Consider the following 21,503-nt stretch of genomic DNA (forward strand, 5'->3'; position numbering starts at 1 on the left):
AGGGATTCAGGCGAGGGCGGCGGACTTCAGCTGCTCGTACTCGGCCTGCGTGATCGCGCCGTCGTCGAGCAGCTGCTTCGCCCGGGCGATCGCGGTCGCCGACGACTCCGTGCCGGTGCCGATGACCGAGGCGAGGTAGTCGTCGGAAGCGCCCCTGACCTGCACGGCCTGCCGGCTGCCCATGCCGCGACCGCGCGCGATGAGGTAGACGATCACCGCGAGGAACGGCACGAAGACGATGAACACGATCCACCCGGCCTTGCCCCAGCCGCCCAGGGTGTGGTCGCGGAAGATGTCGACGATGACGGAGAACACCACCATCAGGTAGGCGATCCACACGAAGAGCCAGAAGAACCAGACGACCATGTCCCAAGCGTTGTCGATCATCGCACGCCTTCCCCTCGCGGACCCCGCCACGTCGGGAGCCCCTAACAGCAGCATCCTCCCACCGGGCCCTGCGGTCAGAGCCCAACGTCCCACGGCGAGTCAAGGGGGTGGGCGAGATCGGTACGGATGCTCCCCGCACGGGGGCGAACCGCCATACTGGATGGCACCCGCGCGTGCGCGGGTCGGCGGCAGGAAGGTGCAGCGGTGACGGACACGACGGAGAAGCCGGGTCGGCTGAAGCGGTTCCACGAGAAGTTCATCGTCGAGGAGCGCTTCGTCTCGGCCGCCGCGAGGCGCAACCTCATCATCATCGCCATCGTGCTGATGGTGGTCGGGGTGTCCGCGTTCCTCTTCATCCTCGACTCGGTGCTCGAGGCCGACGACGTCTCCGCCATCGACAAGCCCGTCGAGGCGTGGCTCGAGGGTGCTCGCGCCGATTGGCTGACGACGGTCATGGCGGTGATCGCGTTCGTCTTCGGCCCGATCGTGATGCCCATCATCGCCCTGGTCACGACGGTGGCGTGGGGCATCCTCGCGAGGCACGCGTGGCGGCCGATCCTGCTCGCGGGCGGCATGCTCCTGGGCCTCGTGCTGGTGCAGGCACTCGCGCCCATCATCGATCGCCAGCGCCCGCCCATCAGCGAGATGCTGCTCGAGGTCGACAAGACGGCGTCGTTCCCATCGGGCCACGTCATGGGGGTCGCCGACTTCCTCTTCATCACGACCTACCTCGTGTTCTCGAGGCACCGCAACACGATCGTCGCGGTGTTCGCCTACATCGTGGCCACCGCGATCGTGCTCCTCACCGCCGCGTGCCGCATCTACCTCGGGTACCACTGGGCCACCGACGCGCTCGCGTCGATCTCGCTCTCGCTCTTCGTGCTCGGACTCGTGATCCTCGTCGACGTGTGGCGCACGGTGCGCGTGCGTCCACCGGGCATGAGCGACCAGGAGGCGAGCGGAGACACCTTCGGCGAACGCGGCGACGCGTCCGCCGGATCGTGACGGCAGCGGGCTAGCATCTCGGGATGAGCGCGGTGGGGGACGAGCAGCAGACTCAGGGGCAGCCGTCGGAGCATCACGCACCGGCGCCGGTGCGGATCGCGCGGATGCGCTGGATCTTCATGGGCGCCGGGGCGATCGTGCTCGTCGTGCTGCTCGCCCTCGTGATCGTGTACCGCGAGGCCGACAAGCCGTTCGGCTTCGAGGTCGAGTTCATGAGCGTGCTCGTGGCGAGCCGCGCCGACGTGCTCACGGTGCCGGCGCTCGTCTTCAACGCCCTCGGCGGCGGCATCCTCTCGACCTTCGTCGTGCCCGCCGTGATCGTGGTCGGCCTGCTGCTCTGGCGGCGGCCGTGGGCGGCGGCCTACTTCGTCGTCGCGGCGATCGCGAGCGCGACCGTCACCCGCGTGATCAAGGTGATCGTGGCGCGACCACGACCCGAGGACATCCTCGTGACGCCCGACTTCGGGTCGTTCCCCTCGGGTCACAGTGCGAACGCCGCGCTGCTCGCGACGGCGCTCGGCATCATCTTCCTGCGTACCTGGATCTGGATCGCCGGCGCGGTGTACACGCTGCTCATGATGCTGAGCCGAACCTACCTGGGCGCGCACTGGATCTCGGACACGATCGGCGGGGCGCTCGTGGGGGCGGGCGTGGCCGTCATCGTCTGGGCGCCGTTCGCCTACCAGCTGTATCGCGAGCATCGGCTGCCGCATCGCCCGATCTGGGAGCGGGCGACGTCGGCCTGACGGCGCCGGTCTGACGGCGCCAGCCTGACGACCGCGGCCTGACGGCCACGGGCACGCCCTGAGCGAACAGCCTCGGTTCGCTCCGCCACCGCCCTCGATCCCGTCGCGCCCGTCCTGCATGCTTGGTCGCATGCAGGAGAGCACCGCAGATCCGGGAGGCCGCGGCATCCTCGGCCGGGTGCGCGTCGCCGACGCCTCGGCGCGCGTGACCACGTTCGAGCTGTTCTTCGACCTCGTCTACGTCTTCGCGTTCACGCAGATCAGCATGCTGATGGCCGACACGCACACGGCCTTCGGGGTGCTGCAGGCGCTCATCGTGCTCGGGCTGCTCTGGTGGACGTGGTGCGCCTACAGCTGGCTGGCGAACCAGGCGCCCGCCGACCAGGGGGTGCTGCAGGTCGGCATGGGCGTCGCGATGATCGCGATCTTCCTCGTCGCACTGGTCATTCCCGAGGCGTACGAGGACCTGCCCGGCGGCTGGTCCGGACCGCTCGTGCTGGCCCTCGCGTACACCCTCGTGCGCCTCGTGCACACGGGCCTCTACCTCGTCGCCGCGGGCGACGACCGGGCCCTGCGCGTGCAGGTGCTTCGGACCCAGGCGGTCGCGATGGTCCCCGCGGCGGTCGCGCTCATCGTCGGCGCGATCATGGGCGGTGCCGCGCAGACCTGGATCTGGCTGGCGGCGTTCGCCTGGGACGTCGTCTTCACCTACGCCAGCTCGCGCGGCGGGGGCGGCTGGCGCCTGCACTCGCCCGCGCACTGGGCGGAGCGCTACGGGCTCGTCGTCATCCTCGCGCTCGGCGAGTCGATCGTGGCGATCGGCGTGGGCGTGGCCCGGGAGCCCATCGACGCGGCCATCGCGCTCGGCACCGTGTTCGCCGTCGTGCTGTCGATCCTGCTGTGGTGGGCGTACTTCGCCCGCATCGCCGAGGCCGGCGAGCACGCGCTGCAACGGCGAGCGGATGCCTCGCGGGTGGTGCTCGCACGCGACGCGTACACCTACCTCCACTTCGCGATCGTCGCGGGCGTGATCCTCGCGGCGCTCGGCGTCGAGGACGCGATGGCCCACGTCGGCGAGACCGAGCCCTTCGGCGGCTTCGGAGCGGCGGCCCTCGCGAGCGGGCTCGCGCTGTACCTGCTCGCGACGGCGGCGTTCGGGCGCATCGTCGACCTGCCGTGGTCGCGGGTCCGCGTCGGCACGGCCGTGGCGCTCGCCGCGTCGATCCCGCTGCTCGCCGTGTTCGCGCCGATGGGTGCACTCGCCGTAGCGGTCGTGGTGGTCGCCGCGTCGCTCGCCCTCGAGGGCGTCGTGCAGGCACGGCGCGCAGCCACGCCGCGCGTGCCCTGACGCGAGCATCGAGCGGCCGCGGCATCCGCTCGACGCGAACGACGGCCGACCCCGGTGGGCGTCGGCCGTCGTGCGGTGCCGGGCGTCAGCGCCGGTCGCGCAGCAGCAGGGTGATCGCCGCGGCGGCGAGGGCGAGGGCGCCGGCCCCGGCGAAGACCGCCGAGAACCCGGTGACGGATGCCGCCGCGGCATCCGCGCCACCGTCGAGGAGCGCCGTGGTGATCGCGGCGCCGATGGCGGGCAGCGTGGCCATGCCGACCGCACCGCCGATCTGCAGGCTCGTGTTCACGAGCCCGCCCGCGGCGCCGGCTTCGCCCCCGGCGACACCCTGTACGGCGAGCTGCGTCGTGCTGACGAACGCGCCGCCGAGGCCGAGGCCGATGAGCACGGTCGGTGCGAGCAGGTGCAGGGCGAAGTCCGCGTCGACCGGGGCGGCCGCGAGCCAGCCGAGCCCTCCGGCGACGACCACGAGTGAGGCGGCGAGCACCGGCCGCAGGCCGAAGCGCGTGATGGCGGGGGCGACGGCTCCGGCCGCGACGACGAGGGCTCCGGCGAGCGGCAGCTGCGAGAGGCCCGCGGTGAGCGCGTCGAAGCCCATCGCGTCCTGCAGGTAGACGGAGAGGGCGAAGAAGAGCGCCACCATCGCGGCACCCACGAGCAGCATGACGAGGTTGCCGGCGAGCACCCCGCGGTTGGCGAAGAGCGCGACGGGTACGAGCGGGTCGTCGCTGCGGCGCTCGACGACGACGAGCGCGGCGAACAGCACCGCGGATGCCGCGAGCAGCCCGAGCACGAGCGGGTGGCCGAATCCGAACGGCTCCGCCGCCGAGAGCGCCGACACGAGGGCGACGAGCGCGGAGGTCACGAGGGCCGCGCCGGGGAGGTCGAGCCGGCCGCGTGCGGTCGCGGCATCCGCTCGCACCAGGACGGGGATCGTCGCGAGGACGAGGATGCCGACGGGCACGTTGACGAAGAACACGGCCTGCCAGCCGAACGCCGCGGTGAGCACGCCACCGAGCAGCACGCCCGCGGCGCTGCCGATGCCCGCGACGGCGCCCCAGATGCCGAGCGCCTTGGCGCGGTCGGACTCGGTCGTGAACAGGCGCGTCACGAGGGCGAGCGAGGCGGGTGCGAGCAGTGCCGCCGACGCGCCCTGCAGGGCCCGGGCCACGAGCAGCACCTCGCCCGTGGGTGCGAGTCCCGCGATGACGGAGGCCGCGGTGAAGCCGGCGATGCCCGCGAGGAAGAGCCGGCGGTGGCCGTGGCGATCGGCGAGGCGGCCGCCGAGCAGCAGGAGGCTGCCGAACGGCAGGACGTACGCGGTGATGACCCATGTGAGCGCGGCGGGGGAGAGGCCGAGGTCGGTGCCGATGCTCGGGATCGCGATGTTCACGATGGAGGCGTCGAGCACGACGAGGAACTGCGCGAGCGCGAGTACGGCGAGTGCCCACCAGCGCCGGCGGTCGGGCGGCGGGGTGGCAGCGGTACCGGTCGGTTGCCGGAGTTCGATCGTGGTGGCGGTCATGATTCGATCCTTTCGTTCGTGAGTGATTCATCACTCACTCAATTGGGTGCGGAGAGCCGGTCGCGCCGGCCGGTGGTGGGGCGGATGGTCGGTCGTGCGTGGTGCGGTTGGTGAGGGCGGGGTGACTGCGGTGTGTTCGCGAAGGTGGTGCGGTGGCGCGGCTACGGCCGATCGGATGCGGCCGGGTGGCGGATGCCCGCCGCGACGACCCGCTCCCAGCCGCCGTGCGACTCGTCGATGCCGAGCGTCGCCACCAGGTGGCAGAGCTGCCCGAACGAGAGGAAGCGCTGCACCTGCTCGGGCGTCGCGCCGGAGCGCGAGCCCGCGAACTCGGTGACCCGCTCGTAGCCGCGGCGGAGCGCGGCGCGGATCTCGGCCACGTCGGTCGCCGACTGCGCGTGCACCTGCAGCATGAGCAGGTCGCGGTCGGCGATGAGCTCGGCGTACGCGAGGCCCATCGCGTCGAGCACGCCCTCGGGGGAGTGGTCGACGGTCGACTCCACGCCGTGCTCGAGCGCGGCCACGACGAGGTCGAAGCAGCGGTCGAGTGCGGCGACGAACACCGCCCCCTTGCTCGAGTAGAGCTTGAACACGTAGGCGGGGGAGATGCCGGCGCGCTTCGCGACATCCGCCACCGTGGTGCCGTGGTAGCCCGCATCGGCGAATGCAGCGATCGCGGCGTCGACGGTGGCCGTGCGGCGTTCGTCGGAGGTGGAGAGGGTCGTTCGTGCCATGTGAGTGACTGTACACTCACTCTCTTGACGGTGTCAACCGCGCGCCCGAACCGAGCCGGGAATGCGCCGCGAAAGGAACGGCCCGCCCGGCGTGTCGGCAGGGCGGGCCGTTCGGCATCACGCGGCGGTCACGCGGCCGACCAGCCGCCGTCGCTCGCGAGCACGACGCCGTTGACGTTCACGCCGTCGTCGCTGAGCAGGAACGTGATGGATGCCGCGAGGGCCTCGGCTTCGGCGGCATCCGGGAGGAGCGCCATCGCCTGGCGCACGCGCTGCGCGCCGAGCGGCGACGCGAAGGTGGCCTCGATGTTCGTGATCGTGGGGCCGGGGGCCACGGCGTTCACGCGCAGGCCGTTCGGTCCGTACATGAACGCGGTCGACTTGGTGAGGCCCACGACGGCGTGCTTCGACGCCGTGTACGCGACGCCGGCGGCCGAGCCGCGGAGGGCGGCCTCCGACGCCGTGTTGACGATCGAGCCGTCGCCCTGCGCGAGCATGGCGGGCACGACGGCGCGCATGAGCTTCATGGTGCCGTCGACGTTGACCGAGAAGACGCGCTTCCAGACGGCGTCGGTGAGGTCGCCGATGGGCGTCATGTCGTCCATGATCCCGGCGATGTTCGCGAGGCCGTCGATGCGGTCGCCCGCGGCGGCGACGATCTCGGCGACCTTCGCGTCGTCGGTGATGTCGGCGACGAGCGTCACGACATCGGCGCCCGCGTGCTCGCCCGCGAAGTCGTCGAGGCGCTCCTGCGACACGTCGACGGCGATGACCCGTCCGCCCTCGCGGGCGACGCGAGATGCCGTGGCGCGGCCGATGCCCGATCCGGCGCCGGTCACGATCACGGTCTTGCCCGAGAACCGGCCCTGGTCGATGCGCTCGACCCACTCGGGGCGCTCGACCTCGGGCGCGGCCTCCGCGGCATCCGCGGCATCCGGGTCTGCGCCGGAGGCCTCGGCCGCCGCCGCGACGGGAGCGCCGGCGGTCGCCGGGGGCACCTCGCCGGCTGCGACCCGGACGACGAGCTCGTCGACCAGCTCCTGGCTGAACTGCCCCTTGCTGAGCTTGATCAGGCGCTTGAGGGCCAGGCGCTGCACGGGACGCAGCACGTCGGCGTCCTGCCCGGACTGCGCGAGCAGGTCGCGGAGGATCGGACCGCCGACCGGGTCGGCCAGCCAGGTCTTGATCGAGTCGTCGCCGGTGAGTGGCTTGGGGGTGCTCATCGCGTGCTTCCTTCTGTCTCGGGTGGCGTGGCGCTGGGGCGCGCATACCGGACAACCGTGTCCGGTAGTAAGGTAACACCCGTGCCTGAGCGTCGGAAGGGAGTTGCGGGCGAGCGCAAGGCCAACCGCGGCCCGAGCGCCGGACCCGGGAATCGGCGCGCCCTCATCGCCGCCGCCCGCGAGGTCTTCGCCGCCGAGGGCCTCGCCGCGCCGCTCAGCGCGGTGGCCAAGCGCGCCGGGGTCGGGCAGGGGAGCCTCTACCGGCACTTCCCCGACCGCATCGCGCTCGCCGTGGCCGTCTTCGACGAGAACCTGACCGAGCTCGAGGCCGCAGCGGATCGCCCCGAGACGACCCTCGACGACCTCCTCGCCCGTGTCATCGACCAGGCGCTCGTCTCGACCGCGCTCGTCGACACGCTCTGGGCCGACCCGCTCGACGAGCGCGTGCTGCCTCTCGGCGATCGCATCCGGCGCGTCGCCGAGGTCGTCGTCGAGCGCGAGCGCGCGGCGGGCCGCATCGGCCCCGACGTCGCGACCGATGACGTGCTGCTCGCGATCTCGATGCTCTCGGGGCTGCTGTCGCGAACGGATGCCGCGGAGCGCCCGGCCGTCGCGAAGCGGGCGTGGTCGCTCTTCCATGCGGCGTTCGCGGCGCGCTGAGCGGCGGGGACCCGCCGGGCGTCGGAGCGGATCGGCGTGACGCGACCGGGCGTGCGACCTGCCGGCGGACGACTCAGCCTGCGGCGTCGAACGGCTCGTAGCAGTCGTACGTCTCGATCGACGCGATGCGCCCGTCGCGCACGCGCACGAACTGGGCGATGTGGGCGGTGAGCACCTGGCCGGCTCGGAACGGGCCGCGGTCGGCGGCGATCTCCCCCGTCCAGGTGAGCCGGATGACGGCGAGGTCGCCGTGGGCGAACGCATCGTGCACGTCGTAGCGCTGGCGCGCGAGGAGCCCCGCGCCGGCAGTGGAGCCGCGCAGGATCTCGGCGAGCCCGATCGTGCCGCCGCGCGGGTTGATCGCGTTCGGGCGCTCGGTGGTCGTGGCATCCGCCGTGAAGAGCTCGGCGAGCCGGTCGCCGTGCAGGCCCGCCTCGAGGGCGGCGTGCAGGGCGCGGGCGGCGGCGACGGGATCGGCGACATCGGACATGAAACACAACTATAGTTGTGAATATGACGGAAGTCGACCCCCTCGCCCTCGACCTGCCGGTGCTCGCGTCGCTCGCGGGCTCGGCGGCCGACGAGTTCCTGCTCGCCCGCCTGCGGGCGGACGGGCACGAGCACATCCGCCGCTCCCACGGCTACGTCTTCCAGCGGCTCATAGCGGGCGCCCCCACCGTCACCGAGCTCGGCGCGGCCCTCGGCGTCACGCAGCAGGCCGCCTCCAAGGCCGTCATCGAGCTCGAGCAGCTCGGTTACGTCGAGCGTTCCGCGGATGCCGCGGACAGCCGCATCCGCCGCATCGCGCTCACCGATCGCGGCCGCGAGGTCGTCCAGCTGGGCCGCCGCCTGCGCGCCGAGCTGGAGCAGACGCTGCTCGCGACCGTCGACCCCGCGGATGCCGCTGCCGCACGCCGCGTGCTCGTCGCGCTGCTCGCCGCGAGCGGCGGCCTCGAGGCGATCGCCGGCCGCAGCGTTCCCCTGCCGTCGGACTGACGGGCGCGGGGCCCGCACCGCGCGGCGCCGCATCCCGTCGTCGTGCTACGGGTGCGCCGGCTCCGTCGGCGGCCGCACCGCCACGAGGAGGGTGTCGACGGCGATCGCCGGGTCGTCGCCCGGTCCCTCGGGATCGGCGCGGCCGTCGCGGTGGTACCGCTCGGCGGTGAGCACCCGCAGGCCGGCCACCGCGGAGCGAAGCAGCTCGGGCGTGTGCAGCACGACGGGATTCCGTGGTCCCGGGGCGCCGGCGGCGAGGTTCTCGACGTCGTGGCTGATCACGAGCAGCGTTCCTCCGGGCTCGAGCCATCCGGCGGCGCGGGCGAGCACCGCCGTCATCGGTTCCGCGGGCAGTTGCAGGTAGGTGACCACGATGAGGTCGAATCGCTGCGCGGGCTCCCACGCCGCGACATCCGCGAGCACCCAGTCGACGCCCTCGGGGGCGTGCGACCGGGCGAGGTCGAGTGCTTCGGCCGAGAAGTCGACGGCGGTCACCGACCAGCCGTGCCGGGCGAGCCAGGTAGCGTTGCGCCCGTCTCCGCACGCGAGGTCGAGCGCTCGCCCTGTCGCCAGGCCGCCGGCGACCCGCTGCAGCTCGCGATGCGGCTCGACCGACCACGTGCGACCGCCCGCGTCGGCCGCGGCGCGGTACCTCGAGTCCCAGGCCTCGGCATCCGGTCCTCCGGCAGCAGATGTCATCGGGCTCCCTCCTGGGCGATCGGGCGGCCTCGCCGTGGGCCGGCCCTCGTGATCATGATGCCCCACGCGGGTGCCGCACCGATCCGCCATGATGAACGGAGGGGGTCGAGATGGCCGCGAAGGGCATGGGGCGGTGGCTGCCGCCGGGCGTGCGCACGGCGATGCACTACCAGCGGGCGTGGCTGTGGCCCGACGTGCGCGCGGGCGTGGTCGTGACGGCCCTGCTCATCCCCGCCGGCATGGGCTACGCGGAGGTGGCCGGCCTGCCGCCGGAGACCGGCCTCTACGCCACGATCGTGCCGCTGCTCGCGTACGCGCTGCTCGGCCCGTCGCGCATCCTCGTGCTCGGGCCCGACTCCGCGCTCGCGCCCATCATCGCCGCCGCGATCCTGCCGCTCGCCGTCGGCGACGAGTCGCTCGCGGTCGCGCTCGCCGGGCTCCTCGGCATCATGGTGGGCGTGATCCTGCTGCTCGGCGGCATCCTGCGGCTGGGGTTCGTGACCGACCTGCTGTCGAAGCCGATCCGCGTGGGCTACCTCAACGCGGTCGCGCTGCTCGTGATCATCTCGCAGGTGCCGAAGCTGCTCGGGTTCTCGACCGACGCCGGGTCGCCGTTCGCCGAGGTCGTGGGCATCGTCGACGGGATCGCCGCCGGCGAGGTGCAGCCGCTCGCCGTCCTGTTCGGGGTGGCCTCGCTCGTGGTGGTGCTCGTGCTCACGTGGCTCCGGTCGCCGGTGCCGGGGGTGCTCGTCGTCGTCGTGGTCGCGATGGCGCTCACCGCGATCCTCGGCCTGTCGGGCGACCTTCCCGTGGTCGGGGCGCTCCCCCAGGGCCTGCCGGCGCCCGCCCTCGGCGGCCTCGAGTGGGCGGATGTCGCGGCGCTCGCGCTGCCTGCGGCGGGCATCGCGCTCGTGGCCTTCGCCGACACCGCGGTGCTCTCGCGCACGTTCGCCGCCCGCCGCGGCGAGTCGGTGAGCGGCAGCAGCGAGATGGCGTCGATCGGCGCCGCGAACATCGCGGGCGGCCTGCTCGGCGGATTCCCGATCTCGGCGTCGGCGTCGCGCACCCCCGTCGCCGAGCAGGCCGGCGCCCGCACGCAGCTCACGGGCGTGGTCGGCGCCGTGCTCATCGTCGCGTTCATGCTCCTCGTTCCGGGGCTCACCGAGTACCTGCCGTCGGCGACGCTCGCCGCCGTCGTGATCGCGGCCGCGAGCCGGCTGATCGACGTGCGCGGCTTCCGCCGGCTCGTGCGCATGGACCGGGTCGACGCGGCGCTCTCGGTCGCGGCGTTCCTCGGCGTGCTCGTGTTCGGAGTGCTGCAGGGCATCGCGGTGACGATCGCACTGTCGCTGCTCGCCTTCGTGAACCAGTCGTGGCGGCCCTATCGCGCGGAGCTCGGACTGGTGACCGGACTGCGCGGTTACCACGACCTCTCCCGCAATCCCGAGGCCGAGCGCATCCCCGGGGTCGTGATCCTGCGCTTCGACGCGCCGCTCTTCTTCGCGAACGGCGGCATCTTCGAGGACTTCGTGCGCGCGCGTGTGCGGGCGGCCGGACCCGGCATCCGCACCGTCATCCTTGCGGCCGAGCCGATCACCGACATCGACACGACCGCCATCGACGAGCTCGTGGAGCTCGACGACTGGCTCGCGTCACGCGGCATCCGACTCGTGATCGCCGAGATGAAGGACCCCGTCATCGACGTCCTGCGCGACTACGGCCTGCTCGACCGGTTCACTCCCGATCGGTTCGCACCCACCGTCGGCGCCGCCGTCGACGACGTCACGGGGACCCTGCGCGGCGACCTCGAGGGCACGAAGTGGGAGGAGGGCCCCGGCGGCGCGAACGGCGCAGGGGGCTCGGACCGGCAGGACCCGGGCGCGCCGCGCCGGAGCGACCAGGGGGAGTGAGGTGGGCCGGTACCCCATCACCAGGTCGAGTCGCCGCGGATGACCGCGTCGGACCCCCCGTCGATGAACACGACCTGTCCGCAGAGGTGGGCGTTCTCCTCGCTCGTGAGCCAAGCGAGCAGGTAGGCCACGTCGCGCGGCTGGAAGATGCCGTTGAGCGGCATCGGCACCATCTGCAGGATCGCCTCGCGTGCCTGCTCGGTGTCGGTGTACGCCGACGTCATGGGGGTGGCGACGACGCCGGGTGCGATGGCGTTGAGCGGGATGCCGGCACCGGCCCAGTCGGGGGTGGCTGCGTTGCGGCGGATCCAGAGCGCGAGGGCGCGCTTGGTCGTGCCGTAGATCAGGTTGGCGAGGTCGCCGCCCGCGGCCTCGAGCTCGGCGCCGCGCGCCATCGCCGCGGCCTCGTCTCCGGCGAGCAGCGCCTCGAGCAGGGCGTCGTCCGGCGGGTACAGCGAGGCCATCGACGCCGTCGCGACCGCGCGAGGCGCCGCTGATCCGGCGAGCAGCGGGCGCAGTCCGGTGAGCGTCGCGACCGTGCCGAAGTAGTTCACGGCGACGGTCGCGGCCGTGGGGGTCGCGATTCCCGCGTTGGCGATGATCGCGTCGATCGTGCCCCCGCTCCGCTCTGCGACCTGCGTGACGAGGCCGGACCGGCCCTGCTCGGTCGCCAGGTCGACGTTCACGTCCGAGCCGCGCAGGTCGACGCCGATCACGCGATGCCCGCGCTCGACGAGCAGCTCCGCCGTCGCCTTCCCGATACCGCTCGCTGCTCCGGTGACGACATACGTTCGGGACATCCGATCCGACCTCCATGCGATGATCCGGGCTCCCACGCCGGGCCGCCCCACGTTCCACACTGCGTCGCGGGCTCGCCTGCGGACGGGGACAAGGTCCCGAGACATCCGGCGGCGCGCGCGTAGCCTCCGGGCAGGGGGGATGACATGAGCAACTCGAACACGGGCGTCGTCGCGGGGGGCAGTGCGCTCTACGGCCTCGGGATCTTCGGCGCGTGGGTGTGGTTCTGGCAGCAGGCCGACGGCTTCTGGGAGTACGTCGGGGCGATCCTGCAGGGCTTCGTCTGGCCGGCCTTCATGGTCTACGACCTGTTCCACGCACTCGGCAGCTGAGTCGCGGGCCGTCCCGGGCGGGGGCGACCGGGCGCGGGCCACCACCGGGCGCGGGCGGGCGGTGCCGGGCGCGGGTACGAGGTCCTGCTCGCGCGGCGGCGGCGGGGTTACCGTTCGAGCATGAGCCATGCACCCGATTCCGAGCGACGCTGGACCCGACGGGACGTGCTGATCGCCGCCGGCGCGGGCGCTGCCGCGGTCGTCGGCGCCGGTCTCGTCGTGTGGAGCACCACCCAGGGCGGGGCGCCCTCGCCGGCGGGCGGGACGTCGGGCTCGGCCTCCCCCGCTGCGCCCTCGGGCTCGGCATCGGCCGCCACGCTCCGAGAGCCGGAGGTGCTCATGAGCGCGGACGGACGACTCGAGCTCACGCTCACCGCCGCGCTCGCCGAGGTCGTGGTCGCGGGCTCGCCGGTGCGGGCGCTCACCTACAACGGCGGCCTGCCCGGGCCGACGCTGCGCGTGCGCGCGGGCGATCGCATCACGCTCGCGTTCCGCAACGAGCTCGGCGCGCCCACGAACCTGCACGCCCACGGGCTCGTCGTCTCGCCCGAGGGGAACAGCGACAACGTGTTCGTCATGATCGACCCGGGCGGCTCGCACGACTACGAGTACGTGCTCGGGGCGGATCATCCGCCCGGCGTGTTCTGGTACCACCCGCACCACCACGGCAACTCCGCGGAGCAACTCTTCGGCGGGCTGTACGGCGCGATCATCGTCGAGGACGAGACGCCGATCCCGGTCACCCGCGAGCGACTGCTCGTGATCTCCGACATCGCGTTCGATGCGAACGGCGACGTGCGCGTGGCATCCCAGTTCGACCGCATGACAGGCCGCGAGGGCGACCTCGTCATGGTGAACGGGCAGGTGGGGGCGGCGGTCGCGGCGAACCCCGGCGACCGGGAGCGCTGGCGCATCGTGAACGCGTGCAGCTCTCGCTACCTGCGCCTGCGGCTCGACGGCCAGCGGATGCAGCTGCTCGGCGTCGACTCGGGGCGGTACGACGAGCCGGCCGACGTCGAGGAGTTCGTGCTCACGCCCGGCAACCGCGCCGACGTGCTCGTGACCGCGGCCGCCGGCGAGTCCGTGCTGCGCACGCTCCCCTTCGACCGGGGGAGCACGATGATGGGCGCGCCGCCGAGCGCGACGAGCGGCGCCGACCTGCTCGCGTTCTCGGTCGGCGGTGCCCGGGCGGAGGCGGTCGACGAGGTGCCGACGCAGTCCGCCCGGCGCGACCTGCGGCTCGAGGAGGTCGCCGGATGGCGCACACTGACGCTCGCGATGGGCGGCATGGGAATGGGCGGCGGCGGGAGCTTCACGATCGACGGGCGGAGCTTCGACGAGGCGCGCATCGACACCGAGGTCGCCCTCGGCGCCGTCGAGGAATGGACGATCGTGAACACGAGCACGATGAGCCACCCGTTCCACCTGCATGTCTGGCCGATGCAGCTCATCGAGGTCGACGGCGCCACGGTCGACGCCGTCGATCGTCGGGACGTGGTCGAGGTCCCGGCTCGCGGCAGCACCGTGGTGCGCATCGCGTTCGAGGGCCTCACGGGCACGACCGTCTACCACTGCCACATCCTCGACCACGAGGACAACGGGATGATGGGCGTCATCCGCACGGGATGACGCCCTTCATGCGCTCGGCTCGACCCCTCGCCGACCGCGGTCGACCGGGGACGATCACCGCAGGCTGAGCAGCAGCGGCAGGATGTTCAACAGGATCTCGGCCGCGCCGACGACGCTGCCGATGACCGCCGGGACGAGACCCGACGCGACGCCCTGCCGGCGTGCGCGGAACCCGAACCACGCCGCGCAGGCGGCCGGGGCCACGAGGATGAGCACGCCCGCGAGGCCGGCGGTGAGCATGACCCCGATCGGCGCGAGCTCGCCGCTGCCCGGGTCGTAGCCCATGAGGCTCGCAAGCCAGTCGCCGGCCACCATGGCGACGATGAACGCCACGGGGATCGCCGCGACGGAGATCCACGCGTTGCGGAGCGATCGACGGGCCGCCGCGTCCTGGGCGGACCGCTGGGCGGGGGCGGGTGAGACGGTCATGACGCACCTCCTCGGGGAGGTGTCCAGTCTGCGCGGCCGCCGCGGCCGGCGGTGGGCCTCTGGTCCCGTCGCGAGGCGCCACGCGGGACGCGGCGCACGGCCGCTGCATCCGCTGGCTGGGAAGAGCCTGTGCGATACCCCCAGGGTATTTTGACAATACCCCCGGGGTATCCGTACGATGGTCTCATGACCCACAAGCACTTCATCATCATCGGCGGCGTCGCAGGCGGCATGTCCGCCGCCACTCGCCTTCGCCGGCTCGACGAGGATGCCCGCATCACCGTGCTCGAGCGAGGCGGCCACGTCTCGTTCGCCAACTGCGGCCTGCCCTACTACCTCGGCGGTGTCATCGAGGAGCGGGAGAGCCTGCTCCTGCAGACCCCCGCCTCGCTCGGCAGCCGCTTCAACCTCGACGTGCGCGTGCGCACCGAGGCCATCTCGATCGACCGCGACGCGCAGACCGTGCTGGTGCGCGACCTCGTCACCGGCGAGGAGACGACGGAGCGCTACGACGCGCTCGTGCTCTCCCCGGGCGCGACGCCCGTTCGTCCCCCGATCCCCGGCGGCGAGCGGATGCTCACGCTCCGCGACATCGACGACGTCGACGCCGCGATGGCCGAACTCACGGTCGCGCCGCGTACCGCACTCGTCATCGGCGCGGGCTTCATCGGCCTCGAGATGGTCGAGAACCTCGTGCACCGCGGCCTCGCCGTGACGCTCGTCGAGCTCGGCGATCAGGTGCTGCCGCCCCTCGACCCCGAGATGGCCGGCCCCGTCGCAGAGCGTCTCCGCGAAGCGGGCGTCGACGTGCGCCTGGGCACGCAGGTCACGGAGCTCGGCGCCGACACGGCGGTGCTCTCCGACGGCACGGTCGTCGCGGCCGAGTTCGTGCTCGCCTCCATCGGCGTGCGTCCCGACACCTCCCTCGCCACAGCCGCCGGTCTCGCGATCGGCGAGCGGGGCGGCATCCGTGTCGACGACCAACTGCGCACGAGCGACCCGCACATCTACGCGATCGGCGACGCGGTCGAGAAGACCGACGCGATCTCGGGTGAACAGCGACTCGTCGCCCTCGCCGGGCTCGCGAACCGCCACGGGCGGCTCGTGGCCGACGCGATCTCGGGCAAGACGATCCGCGTGCGCGACGCGCTCGGCACCGCGGTCGTCGGTGTCATGGGCCTCACCATCGCGGCCACCGGCTGGAACGAGAAGCTGCTGCGCCGCATCGGCCGCGACATCCGCGTCTTCCACACCCACCCGGCATCGCACACGGGGTACTACCCCGGCGCCGAGTCGATGGCGCTCAAGCTCGTCGTCGACGCGAACACCGACGAGATCCTCGGTGCCCAGGGCGTCGGCGGTGACGGTGTCGACAAGCGCATCGACGTGATCGCCACGGCCATGACGGGCGGCATCACCGCCTCGGAGCTCGCCGACCTGGAGCTCGCCTACGCGCCGCAGTATTCATCGGCGAAGGACCCGGTCAACATGCTCGGCTACGTCGCGCTCAACGCCGCCGAGGGGCTCACCCCCGCGATCCAGTGGCACGAGCTCGAGGCGGAACTCGACGCGGGTGCGACCCTCGTCGACGTGCGCACGCCCGGCGAGGTCGCCGACGGCGCCATCCTCGGCTCGATCAACATCCCGCTCGACGAGCTCCGGGCCCGCCGCGACGAGCTGCCCGAGGGGCGCCTGATCGTGCACTGCAAGGTCGGTCAGCGCGGCCACACCGCCGTGCGCCTGCTCGCCCAGCTCGGTCGCGAGGCCGTCAACCTCGACGGCGGCTACCTGACCTGGCGGGCCGGCGCCACCGCTCGCACTGCGGTGCCCGAACTCGTCAACTAGACCGGTGCCGTGGCGGGTGCCCCCCTCCCCGGCGCGGCACCGCGGGCGATGCCCATCCACCCCGAACCCCACCACCCCGACCCGAGGAGAACCCCAGATGTGCAGTGCAGTCACCTGCCGGAAGTGCGGAAAGACGACGTGGGCCGGTTGCGGCCAGCACGTCGACCAGGTCATGCGCGGCGTGCCCCGCAACCAGCGTTGCGAGGGCCACGCGAACGAGCCGTCGACCGGCTTCTTCGCGCGCCTGTTCAGCCGCTGACGCGGTGACGGCGGCGGCCCACGGGCCGTCGCCGTCTGCGCGCGGCCGATTTCGACCCCCGAACGAGGGCCGAGTTCCCCTACACTCGACCCCGACATGGCTGATTACGACGGCGCGCTCTCCCGATCGAAGCTCCGCGGAGCGTCGTCGTCGCGTGCCGCCTCGGGCGGCGCGGCCCGCGCCGAGGCCTTCCCCGGCGTGCTGCTCGCGGCGCAGTCGGGGGCGCAGTGGGCGTGCACGAACCTCTGGGTCGACTACGCGCCCGCGGTCATGGCGTTCCTCCGCGCCCGGGGCTCGCACGAGCCCGAGGACCTCACGAGCGAGGTGTTCCTGGCCGTCTTCGACCAGCTCGACCGCTTCCGGGGCGGCGAGCCCGAGTTCCGCACGTTCGTGTTCACGATCGCGTACCGCCGGCTCGTCGACGAGCTCCGGCGGCGGTCCGCACGCGGCATCCATGAGGAGTGGAGCGAGGAGCTCGACACCCGCCGCAGCCCCAGCGCCGAGCACGAGGCGACGACGCAGCTGGCGGATGCCGCGACCCGCGCCCTGCTCGACGGGCTCCCGCCCGACCAGCGCAACGTCATGGTGCTGCGCATCATCGCCGACCTCACCGTCGAGCAGGTCGCCGCGGTGCTCGGCAAGCGCCCTGGCGCCGTGAAGGCACTCCAGCGACGCGCGCTCGAATCCCTTCGAAGGAGATTGGCCGCAGGCCGTACCCCTCCGGGGCCGTCGGACGATAGCAGGGAGTGAGATGACGAATCACCGGATTTCCGACGACGAGGCTGCGGCCGTGCTGCGGGGGCAGGTCCCCGAGGCACGCCCCGACCTCGAGTCCGTGGCGCGCGCCGTCGCGATGTTCCGGCAGACGTCGCTCGATTCCCCCCGACCATCCGCCGAACTCGCACGTCGCCTCGACCTCGAGCGCGCGGCGATGCTCTCGGGCACGGCGGATGGACTGCATGCATCGACCGCGGCGTGGTCGCCTGTCAACGAGGCGCCGACGCCGGGAACTCGGAGAAGAAGAGTGGCATTGAGTGGTTTCGCGGGCCTCGGCCTCGCAGCGAAGATCGCCATCGGAGCGGTGGCCGCGTCGGCCGTCGGCGTCGCCGGAGCGGGCGCAGCCGGAGCCGTCGGCGTGCTGCCGACCCAGGCGCAGGAGGTCTTCGACCAGGTCACCGGGCACCCCGGCGGTGACCACGTGAGCGAACAGGGCCTCGAGAACAGCCAGTTCGGACTCGAGACGGCCGAGGAGGCACGCCAGAACGGCGAGGAGAAGCGGGAGGCGGCGCTCGACAAGGCCGCCGAGAAGCGCCAGGCCGGGCTCGACACCGCCGAGGACGCGAGCGAGACCGGCGCCGAGAACTCCGACGGCGCGAGCGACGCCGGACTCGAGACGGCCGAGGAGGGCGCCGCCAACGGCGCCGAGAACGCGGCCGACGAGGCCGCCGTGCCGACCGCCCCGCCCACCGAGGCCGCAGAGCAGGCCGGCGGGCACCACTAGGACCCGAGCGCCCGCTGCGGCGGAGCGCATGATCCCGGTCCCCGCCGGGAGCAGATCCCCCCAAGGAAAAGACGAGCGCCCCCCTCGCTCGCGAACGAACCCCCCGCCCCCCGCGGGGGGTTCGTTTCCGTTCGGGCGCCGTCAGCGCCCGTCGACCGCGGGCAGCTCGACGATCACGGTGAGTCCGATCCCCGGTGCGTTGTCGAGGCGCACCGTGCCGCCCGCGTGGCGCACGATCGCGTCGGTGATGGCGAGGCCGAGCCCCACGCCCGACCCGGTGCTGCGCGAGGCATCCGATCGGCTGAACCGCTCGAAGGCGTGCGGGGCGAACTCGGCGTCGAGGCCGCCGCCCGTGTCGGAGACGGTGAGGCGCACGCCGCCCGGCGTGCGTTCGAGCCCGATGCCGAGGGTGCCCGACGAGCCCATGGCCCGCATGGCGTTGCCGGTGAGGTTGTCGATGAGCCGGCCGAAGTCCTCCGCGTCGATCGCGAACGTGCCCGCCCCGGCCGCCTCGCCGAGGCCGTCGTAGCGCACCTCCACCTCCGTTCCCGTGAGTCGGAAGCGGGCGCGATCGGATGCCTCGACGCCTTCGCGCTCGAGATCGCGCGCCGTGGCGGTGGCGGGCGGCCGGTCCGCCGCCTCGATCGCCGACAGGTCCAGGAGCGACGCCACGAGCGAGGAGAGCCGGGCGACGTCGCGCCGCGCCCCCTCGAGGTCGGCCCGCACGTCGTCGGAGCTCGTGCCCTCCGCCGCCGCCAATTGCAGGCGCGCGCTCAGGATCGCCAGCGGCGTGCGAAGCTCGTGGCTCGCGTCGGAGACGAGTTGGCGCTCCCGCTGCGAGGCGGCGCGGAGGCGCGCGATGAGCGCGTTGAGCGTCCGCGCGAGCTGCGCGATCTCGTCGTCGGCGGGCCCGACCGGCAGGAGGTCGCCCGACGGCGCGGCGCTGAGCCGCTCGGCGCTCCGCCGCATCCGCTCGACCGGCGCGAGCGACCCGGTCGTGAGCGACCACGCCGCCACGCCGACCCCGATGAGCACGAGGGCGAGTCCGCCGATGACGAGGAGGCGCATCTGGCCGAGCACGGTGGACTCCTCCGACGCGTTGCGGGCGGCGATGACGTGCCAGTCCTCGCCGTCGACCCGGACGGTCCTCGCGAGCACGACGTACGTGGTCTCGCCGACGGTCACGGCCTCCGCGGTGTGGTCGGTGGCGAGGTCGGATCGCTGCCGCCACAGTCCCCGCGGCAACGTGTCGACGGGCGTGGTGCCGTCGGGGGCGACCACCGCGACGTGCTGCGAGGGACCCGGGGGGTCGAAGTCCGAACCCGGCTGCTCCCCGAGGGCGACGACGTAGGGCTCGCTGTCGCTCTCGAGCACGGCGACGGTGCCCTCGTGCACGATCCGCTCCACTTGCGAGTCGATGATGATGCCCGCGACGACGGCGACGACGAGCGCGATGAGCAGGCTGCCGCCCGTGATGCGGGCGCGGATCGAGAGCCGGTTCATGCGTCGGCTGCCGCGATCAGCCGGAAGCCCACCCCGCGGGTCGTGACGATGCGCGCGCCCGCGTCGACGCTGTCGAGCTTGCGCCGCAGGTAGCTCACGTACTGGTCGACGATGTTCGGGTCGACGTGGGCGCTGCCCTCCCAGACCTCGTCGAGCAGTGCGCCTCGGGTGACGGTCTCGTCGCGGTGCAGTGCGAGGGTGCGCAGCACGTCGAACTCCGTGCGGCTGAGTGCGAGGTCGCGGTCCCCGACGCGGGCCCGGTGACGGTGCAGGTCGACGGTGAGCGCGCCGATGTCGACCCGCGCGGGCGTCTGCAGGGCGTCGCGGCGCCGGACCGCGCGGATGCGGGCGGCGAGTTCGGCGAGGTCGAACGGCTTGACCATGTAGTCGTCGGCGCCCGAGTCGAGGCCGCGCACCCGGTCGTCGACCTCGCGCCGCGCGGTGAGCAGGATCACCGCCATGGACGGGTCGACCTCCTTCAGGCGCCGGCTGAGTTCGAAGCCCGACATGCCGGGCAGCATGACGTCGACGACGGCGACCTCGAACGGTGCGCGCGTCGCCTCGCCGATCGCGGTGATGCCGTCGTGGGCCTGCACCACCGCATGACCGTCGGCGCCGAGTCCGCGGGCGAGCAGGGCGGTGAGTTCGGGCTCATCGTCGACGACGAGGATCCGCATCGTCGAGCCTCCCTCCGCGGGATGCGTCTGCACACATCCTAGGCACCGCCGCGGCGCCCGCGGCCGCTCGAGGCCCGCGCATTCCGGCCCGAGCGGCCTTCCTGTACGAACTCTCAGAATGCCCGGCCATGCAGCCCATGACCGCCTCAGACTGCCCCACCACGATGGTGGGACGAAGAGGGGAGCGGGTGATGACGAGCCGACCGGTGGAGCGACCGTCGCGGCTTCCGGTGCGCATGGGGTCCGCCGGGGCATGGGTGACGCGATCCGCGGCTCCACTGGTCGGCTTCATCGCCGGCGTCATCGCGTTCGCCGGCTCGGGCATCCCGTCCTTCTGGGGCGACGAGGCCGCGAGCGTGCTGTCGGCGGAGCGTTCGGTGCCGAGCCTGCTCGCCCTCCTCGGCCACATCGATGCCGTGCACGGGCTGTACTACCTGTTCCTGCACGGCTGGATCGGGCTCGTCGGAACCTCGGAGGCCGCGGTGCGGTTCCCGAGTGCCGTCGCGGTCGCGCTCGCCGCGGCCGGCACGGTCGTGCTCGGCACCCGGCTCGCCGGCCGTGCGACCGGCGTGCTCGCCGGCTGCGTGCTCGCCGTGCTGCCCATCGTCACCCGCCTGGGCATCGAGGCGCGCTCGTACGCCTTCACGATGGCGGCAGCGGTGTGGCTCGTCGTCTGGTTCGTGACGCTCGTGCGCCGCCGTGAGGCGCGCTGGTGGGCGTGGGCGGCGTTCGCCGCGGCGTCGGCCGTGAGCCTCTACCTCTTCCTCTACCTCGCGCTCCTCGCCGTGGTGCAGCTCGCCGTGCTCGCCGCGCACCGGGCGCCGCGTGCGACCGTGCTGCGCTGGCTCGCGGCATCCGTCGCCACGGCCGTGCTGGCGGCGCCGATCATCGTGATCGGAGCCGCCCAGCGCGAGCAGATCGCGTTCCTCGCCCGGCGGGACTACGCCACCGTCGACTCGGTGGTGGTGCGGCAGTGGTTCGGCTCCTCGCCGTGGGTCGCGGTGGCGGCATGGTCGCTCATCGTCGTCGCGATCGTCGCTGCTTTGTTCCTGCGACGGATGCGGCCCGCGCGGCGCGCGGCGCTCGTCGGCGGCGTGTGGCTCGTCGTGCCGACCGCCGTGGTGCTCGCCGCCAACGCGTGGCTCACGCCGACATACAACCTGCGGTACCTCTCCTTCTGCGCCCCCGCGGTGGCGCTGCTCGTCGCGATCGGCCTGCGCGGCCTGGGCGCGCTCGCCGCGTCCGCCGCGCCCGTCGCGTCCCGCCCCGGCGCCGTCGGAGGGCGCCGGGCGGTGCC

The 21,503-nt window shown here is 73.0% G+C and carries 23 protein-coding genes; 13 read left to right on the forward strand and 10 right to left on the reverse strand.

The annotated features are described in order from the left end of the window. Nucleotides 1-6: 6 nt before the first annotated feature. Nucleotides 7-387, reverse strand: a complete 381-nt coding sequence (locus tag EDM22_RS10630; RefSeq protein WP_122937028.1) for an SHOCT domain-containing protein — start codon at nucleotides 385-387, stop codon at nucleotides 7-9. Between the two features lie 204 nt (nucleotides 388-591). Here EDM22_RS10630 and EDM22_RS10635 point away from each other — a divergent pair, with 204 nt between their 5' ends. The 3 genes from EDM22_RS10635 to EDM22_RS10645 all read left to right on the forward strand — a co-directional run bounded on the left by EDM22_RS10635 (nucleotide 592) and on the right by EDM22_RS10645 (nucleotide 3,486). Then, a complete protein-coding gene (locus tag EDM22_RS10635) occupies nucleotides 592-1,392 on the forward strand; it encodes a phosphatase PAP2 family protein (protein ID WP_245989323.1) in 801 nt (266 codons plus the stop codon). 23 nt (nucleotides 1,393-1,415) lie between these two features. Next, nucleotides 1,416-2,138, forward strand: a complete 723-nt coding sequence (locus EDM22_RS10640) for a phosphatase PAP2 family protein (RefSeq protein ID WP_245989324.1) — start codon at nucleotides 1,416-1,418, stop codon at nucleotides 2,136-2,138. Between the two features lie 130 nt (nucleotides 2,139-2,268). After that, complete coding sequence (locus EDM22_RS10645) at nucleotides 2,269-3,486, forward strand: low temperature requirement protein A (RefSeq protein WP_170964088.1); 1,218 nt, start codon at nucleotides 2,269-2,271, stop codon at nucleotides 3,484-3,486. Nucleotides 3,487-3,571: 85 nt separating this feature from the next. On the opposite strand, the gene EDM22_RS10650 is transcribed toward EDM22_RS10645, so the two are convergent. From EDM22_RS10650 to EDM22_RS10660, 3 genes are all read right to left on the reverse strand, one after another. Next, entirely contained in the window at nucleotides 3,572-5,011 is a 1,440-nt protein-coding gene (locus tag EDM22_RS10650; RefSeq protein WP_122937031.1) for a DHA2 family efflux MFS transporter permease subunit, read from the reverse strand. Nucleotides 5,012-5,172: 161 nt separating this feature from the next. Beyond that, nucleotides 5,173-5,745, reverse strand: a complete 573-nt coding sequence (locus EDM22_RS10655; RefSeq protein WP_122937032.1) for a TetR/AcrR family transcriptional regulator — start codon at nucleotides 5,743-5,745, stop codon at nucleotides 5,173-5,175. Nucleotides 5,746-5,873: 128 nt separating this feature from the next. Continuing rightward, nucleotides 5,874-6,968 carry an SDR family NAD(P)-dependent oxidoreductase gene (locus EDM22_RS10660; protein WP_122937033.1) on the reverse strand — a complete coding sequence of 365 codons (1,095 nt, stop codon included), beginning with the start codon at nucleotides 6,966-6,968 and terminating at the stop codon, nucleotides 5,874-5,876. 81 nt (nucleotides 6,969-7,049) lie between these two features. Between EDM22_RS10660 and EDM22_RS20170 the strand changes: the two genes are divergently transcribed. Beyond that, nucleotides 7,050-7,628, forward strand: coding sequence for a TetR/AcrR family transcriptional regulator (locus tag EDM22_RS20170; protein ID WP_122937034.1), 579 nt, complete (start codon nucleotides 7,050-7,052; stop codon nucleotides 7,626-7,628). A gap of 73 nt (nucleotides 7,629-7,701) precedes the next feature. Here the strand turns inward: EDM22_RS20170 and EDM22_RS10670 are convergent, their stop codons facing one another. Next, nucleotides 7,702-8,118, reverse strand: a complete 417-nt coding sequence (locus EDM22_RS10670) for a nuclear transport factor 2 family protein (protein WP_122937035.1) — start codon at nucleotides 8,116-8,118, stop codon at nucleotides 7,702-7,704. A gap of 23 nt (nucleotides 8,119-8,141) precedes the next feature. Here EDM22_RS10670 and EDM22_RS10675 point away from each other — a divergent pair, with 23 nt between their 5' ends. Continuing rightward, entirely contained in the window at nucleotides 8,142-8,624 is a 483-nt protein-coding gene (locus EDM22_RS10675; protein WP_122937036.1) for a MarR family winged helix-turn-helix transcriptional regulator, read from the forward strand. A gap of 45 nt (nucleotides 8,625-8,669) precedes the next feature. Here EDM22_RS10675 and EDM22_RS10680 read toward each other — a convergent pair whose 3' ends face one another. Further along, a complete protein-coding gene (locus tag EDM22_RS10680) occupies nucleotides 8,670-9,323 on the reverse strand; it encodes a class I SAM-dependent methyltransferase (RefSeq protein ID WP_122937037.1) in 654 nt (217 codons plus the stop codon). Between the two features lie 110 nt (nucleotides 9,324-9,433). Between EDM22_RS10680 and EDM22_RS10685 the strand changes: the two genes are divergently transcribed. Continuing rightward, complete coding sequence (locus EDM22_RS10685) at nucleotides 9,434-11,233, forward strand: SulP family inorganic anion transporter (RefSeq protein WP_122937038.1); 1,800 nt, start codon at nucleotides 9,434-9,436, stop codon at nucleotides 11,231-11,233. A 17-nt stretch (nucleotides 11,234-11,250) separates the two neighbouring features. On the opposite strand, the gene EDM22_RS10690 is transcribed toward EDM22_RS10685, so the two are convergent. Next, the gene (locus EDM22_RS10690) at nucleotides 11,251-12,033 is read right to left on the reverse strand and encodes an SDR family oxidoreductase (protein WP_122937039.1); all 783 of its coding nucleotides are present in this window, start codon (nucleotides 12,031-12,033) and stop codon (nucleotides 11,251-11,253) included. Between the two features lie 144 nt (nucleotides 12,034-12,177). Between EDM22_RS10690 and EDM22_RS10695 the strand changes: the two genes are divergently transcribed. Further along, a complete protein-coding gene (locus tag EDM22_RS10695) occupies nucleotides 12,178-12,363 on the forward strand; it encodes a hypothetical protein (RefSeq protein WP_122937040.1) in 186 nt (61 codons plus the stop codon). Between the two features lie 120 nt (nucleotides 12,364-12,483). Beyond that, on the forward strand, nucleotides 12,484-13,992 hold the full coding sequence (locus EDM22_RS10700) for a multicopper oxidase family protein (protein ID WP_122937041.1): 1,509 nt from the start codon (nucleotides 12,484-12,486) through the stop codon (nucleotides 13,990-13,992). Between the two features lie 54 nt (nucleotides 13,993-14,046). On the opposite strand, the gene EDM22_RS10705 is transcribed toward EDM22_RS10700, so the two are convergent. Continuing rightward, complete coding sequence (locus EDM22_RS10705; protein ID WP_122937042.1) at nucleotides 14,047-14,421, reverse strand: hypothetical protein; 375 nt, start codon at nucleotides 14,419-14,421, stop codon at nucleotides 14,047-14,049. Between the two features lie 186 nt (nucleotides 14,422-14,607). Between EDM22_RS10705 and EDM22_RS10710 the strand changes: the two genes are divergently transcribed. From EDM22_RS10710 to EDM22_RS10720, 4 genes are all read left to right on the forward strand, one after another. Beyond that, complete coding sequence (locus EDM22_RS10710; protein ID WP_122937043.1) at nucleotides 14,608-16,266, forward strand: FAD-dependent oxidoreductase; 1,659 nt, start codon at nucleotides 14,608-14,610, stop codon at nucleotides 16,264-16,266. A 97-nt stretch (nucleotides 16,267-16,363) separates the two neighbouring features. Next, on the forward strand, nucleotides 16,364-16,525 hold the full coding sequence (locus tag EDM22_RS19555; RefSeq protein WP_170964089.1) for a hypothetical protein: 162 nt from the start codon (nucleotides 16,364-16,366) through the stop codon (nucleotides 16,523-16,525). 96 nt (nucleotides 16,526-16,621) lie between these two features. After that, nucleotides 16,622-17,275 carry an RNA polymerase sigma factor gene (locus tag EDM22_RS10715; protein ID WP_122937044.1) on the forward strand — a complete coding sequence of 218 codons (654 nt, stop codon included), beginning with the start codon at nucleotides 16,622-16,624 and terminating at the stop codon, nucleotides 17,273-17,275. Between the two features lies 1 nt (nucleotide 17,276). Next, nucleotides 17,277-18,026 (forward strand): hypothetical protein, encoded by a 750-nt coding sequence (locus EDM22_RS10720; protein WP_122937045.1) that lies wholly within the window; start codon nucleotides 17,277-17,279, stop codon nucleotides 18,024-18,026. 141 nt (nucleotides 18,027-18,167) lie between these two features. Here the strand turns inward: EDM22_RS10720 and EDM22_RS10725 are convergent, their stop codons facing one another. Continuing rightward, nucleotides 18,168-19,529, reverse strand: a complete 1,362-nt coding sequence (locus EDM22_RS10725) for a sensor histidine kinase (RefSeq protein WP_122937046.1) — start codon at nucleotides 19,527-19,529, stop codon at nucleotides 18,168-18,170. Further along, nucleotides 19,526-20,206 carry a response regulator transcription factor gene (locus EDM22_RS10730; RefSeq protein ID WP_122937052.1) on the reverse strand — a complete coding sequence of 227 codons (681 nt, stop codon included), beginning with the start codon at nucleotides 20,204-20,206 and terminating at the stop codon, nucleotides 19,526-19,528. Before EDM22_RS10730 ends, EDM22_RS10725 begins: the two co-directional genes overlap by 4 nt. A gap of 191 nt (nucleotides 20,207-20,397) precedes the next feature. On the opposite strand from EDM22_RS10730, the gene EDM22_RS10735 reads away from it, so the two are divergent. Then, on the forward strand, nucleotides 20,398-21,503 hold a 1,106-nt coding region (locus EDM22_RS10735; protein ID WP_170964090.1), incomplete at its 3' end, for a glycosyltransferase family 39 protein.

This window comes from Agromyces tardus (assembly GCF_003710805.1).
Taxonomy (GTDB): Bacteria; Actinomycetota; Actinomycetes; order Actinomycetales; family Microbacteriaceae; genus Agromyces; species Agromyces tardus.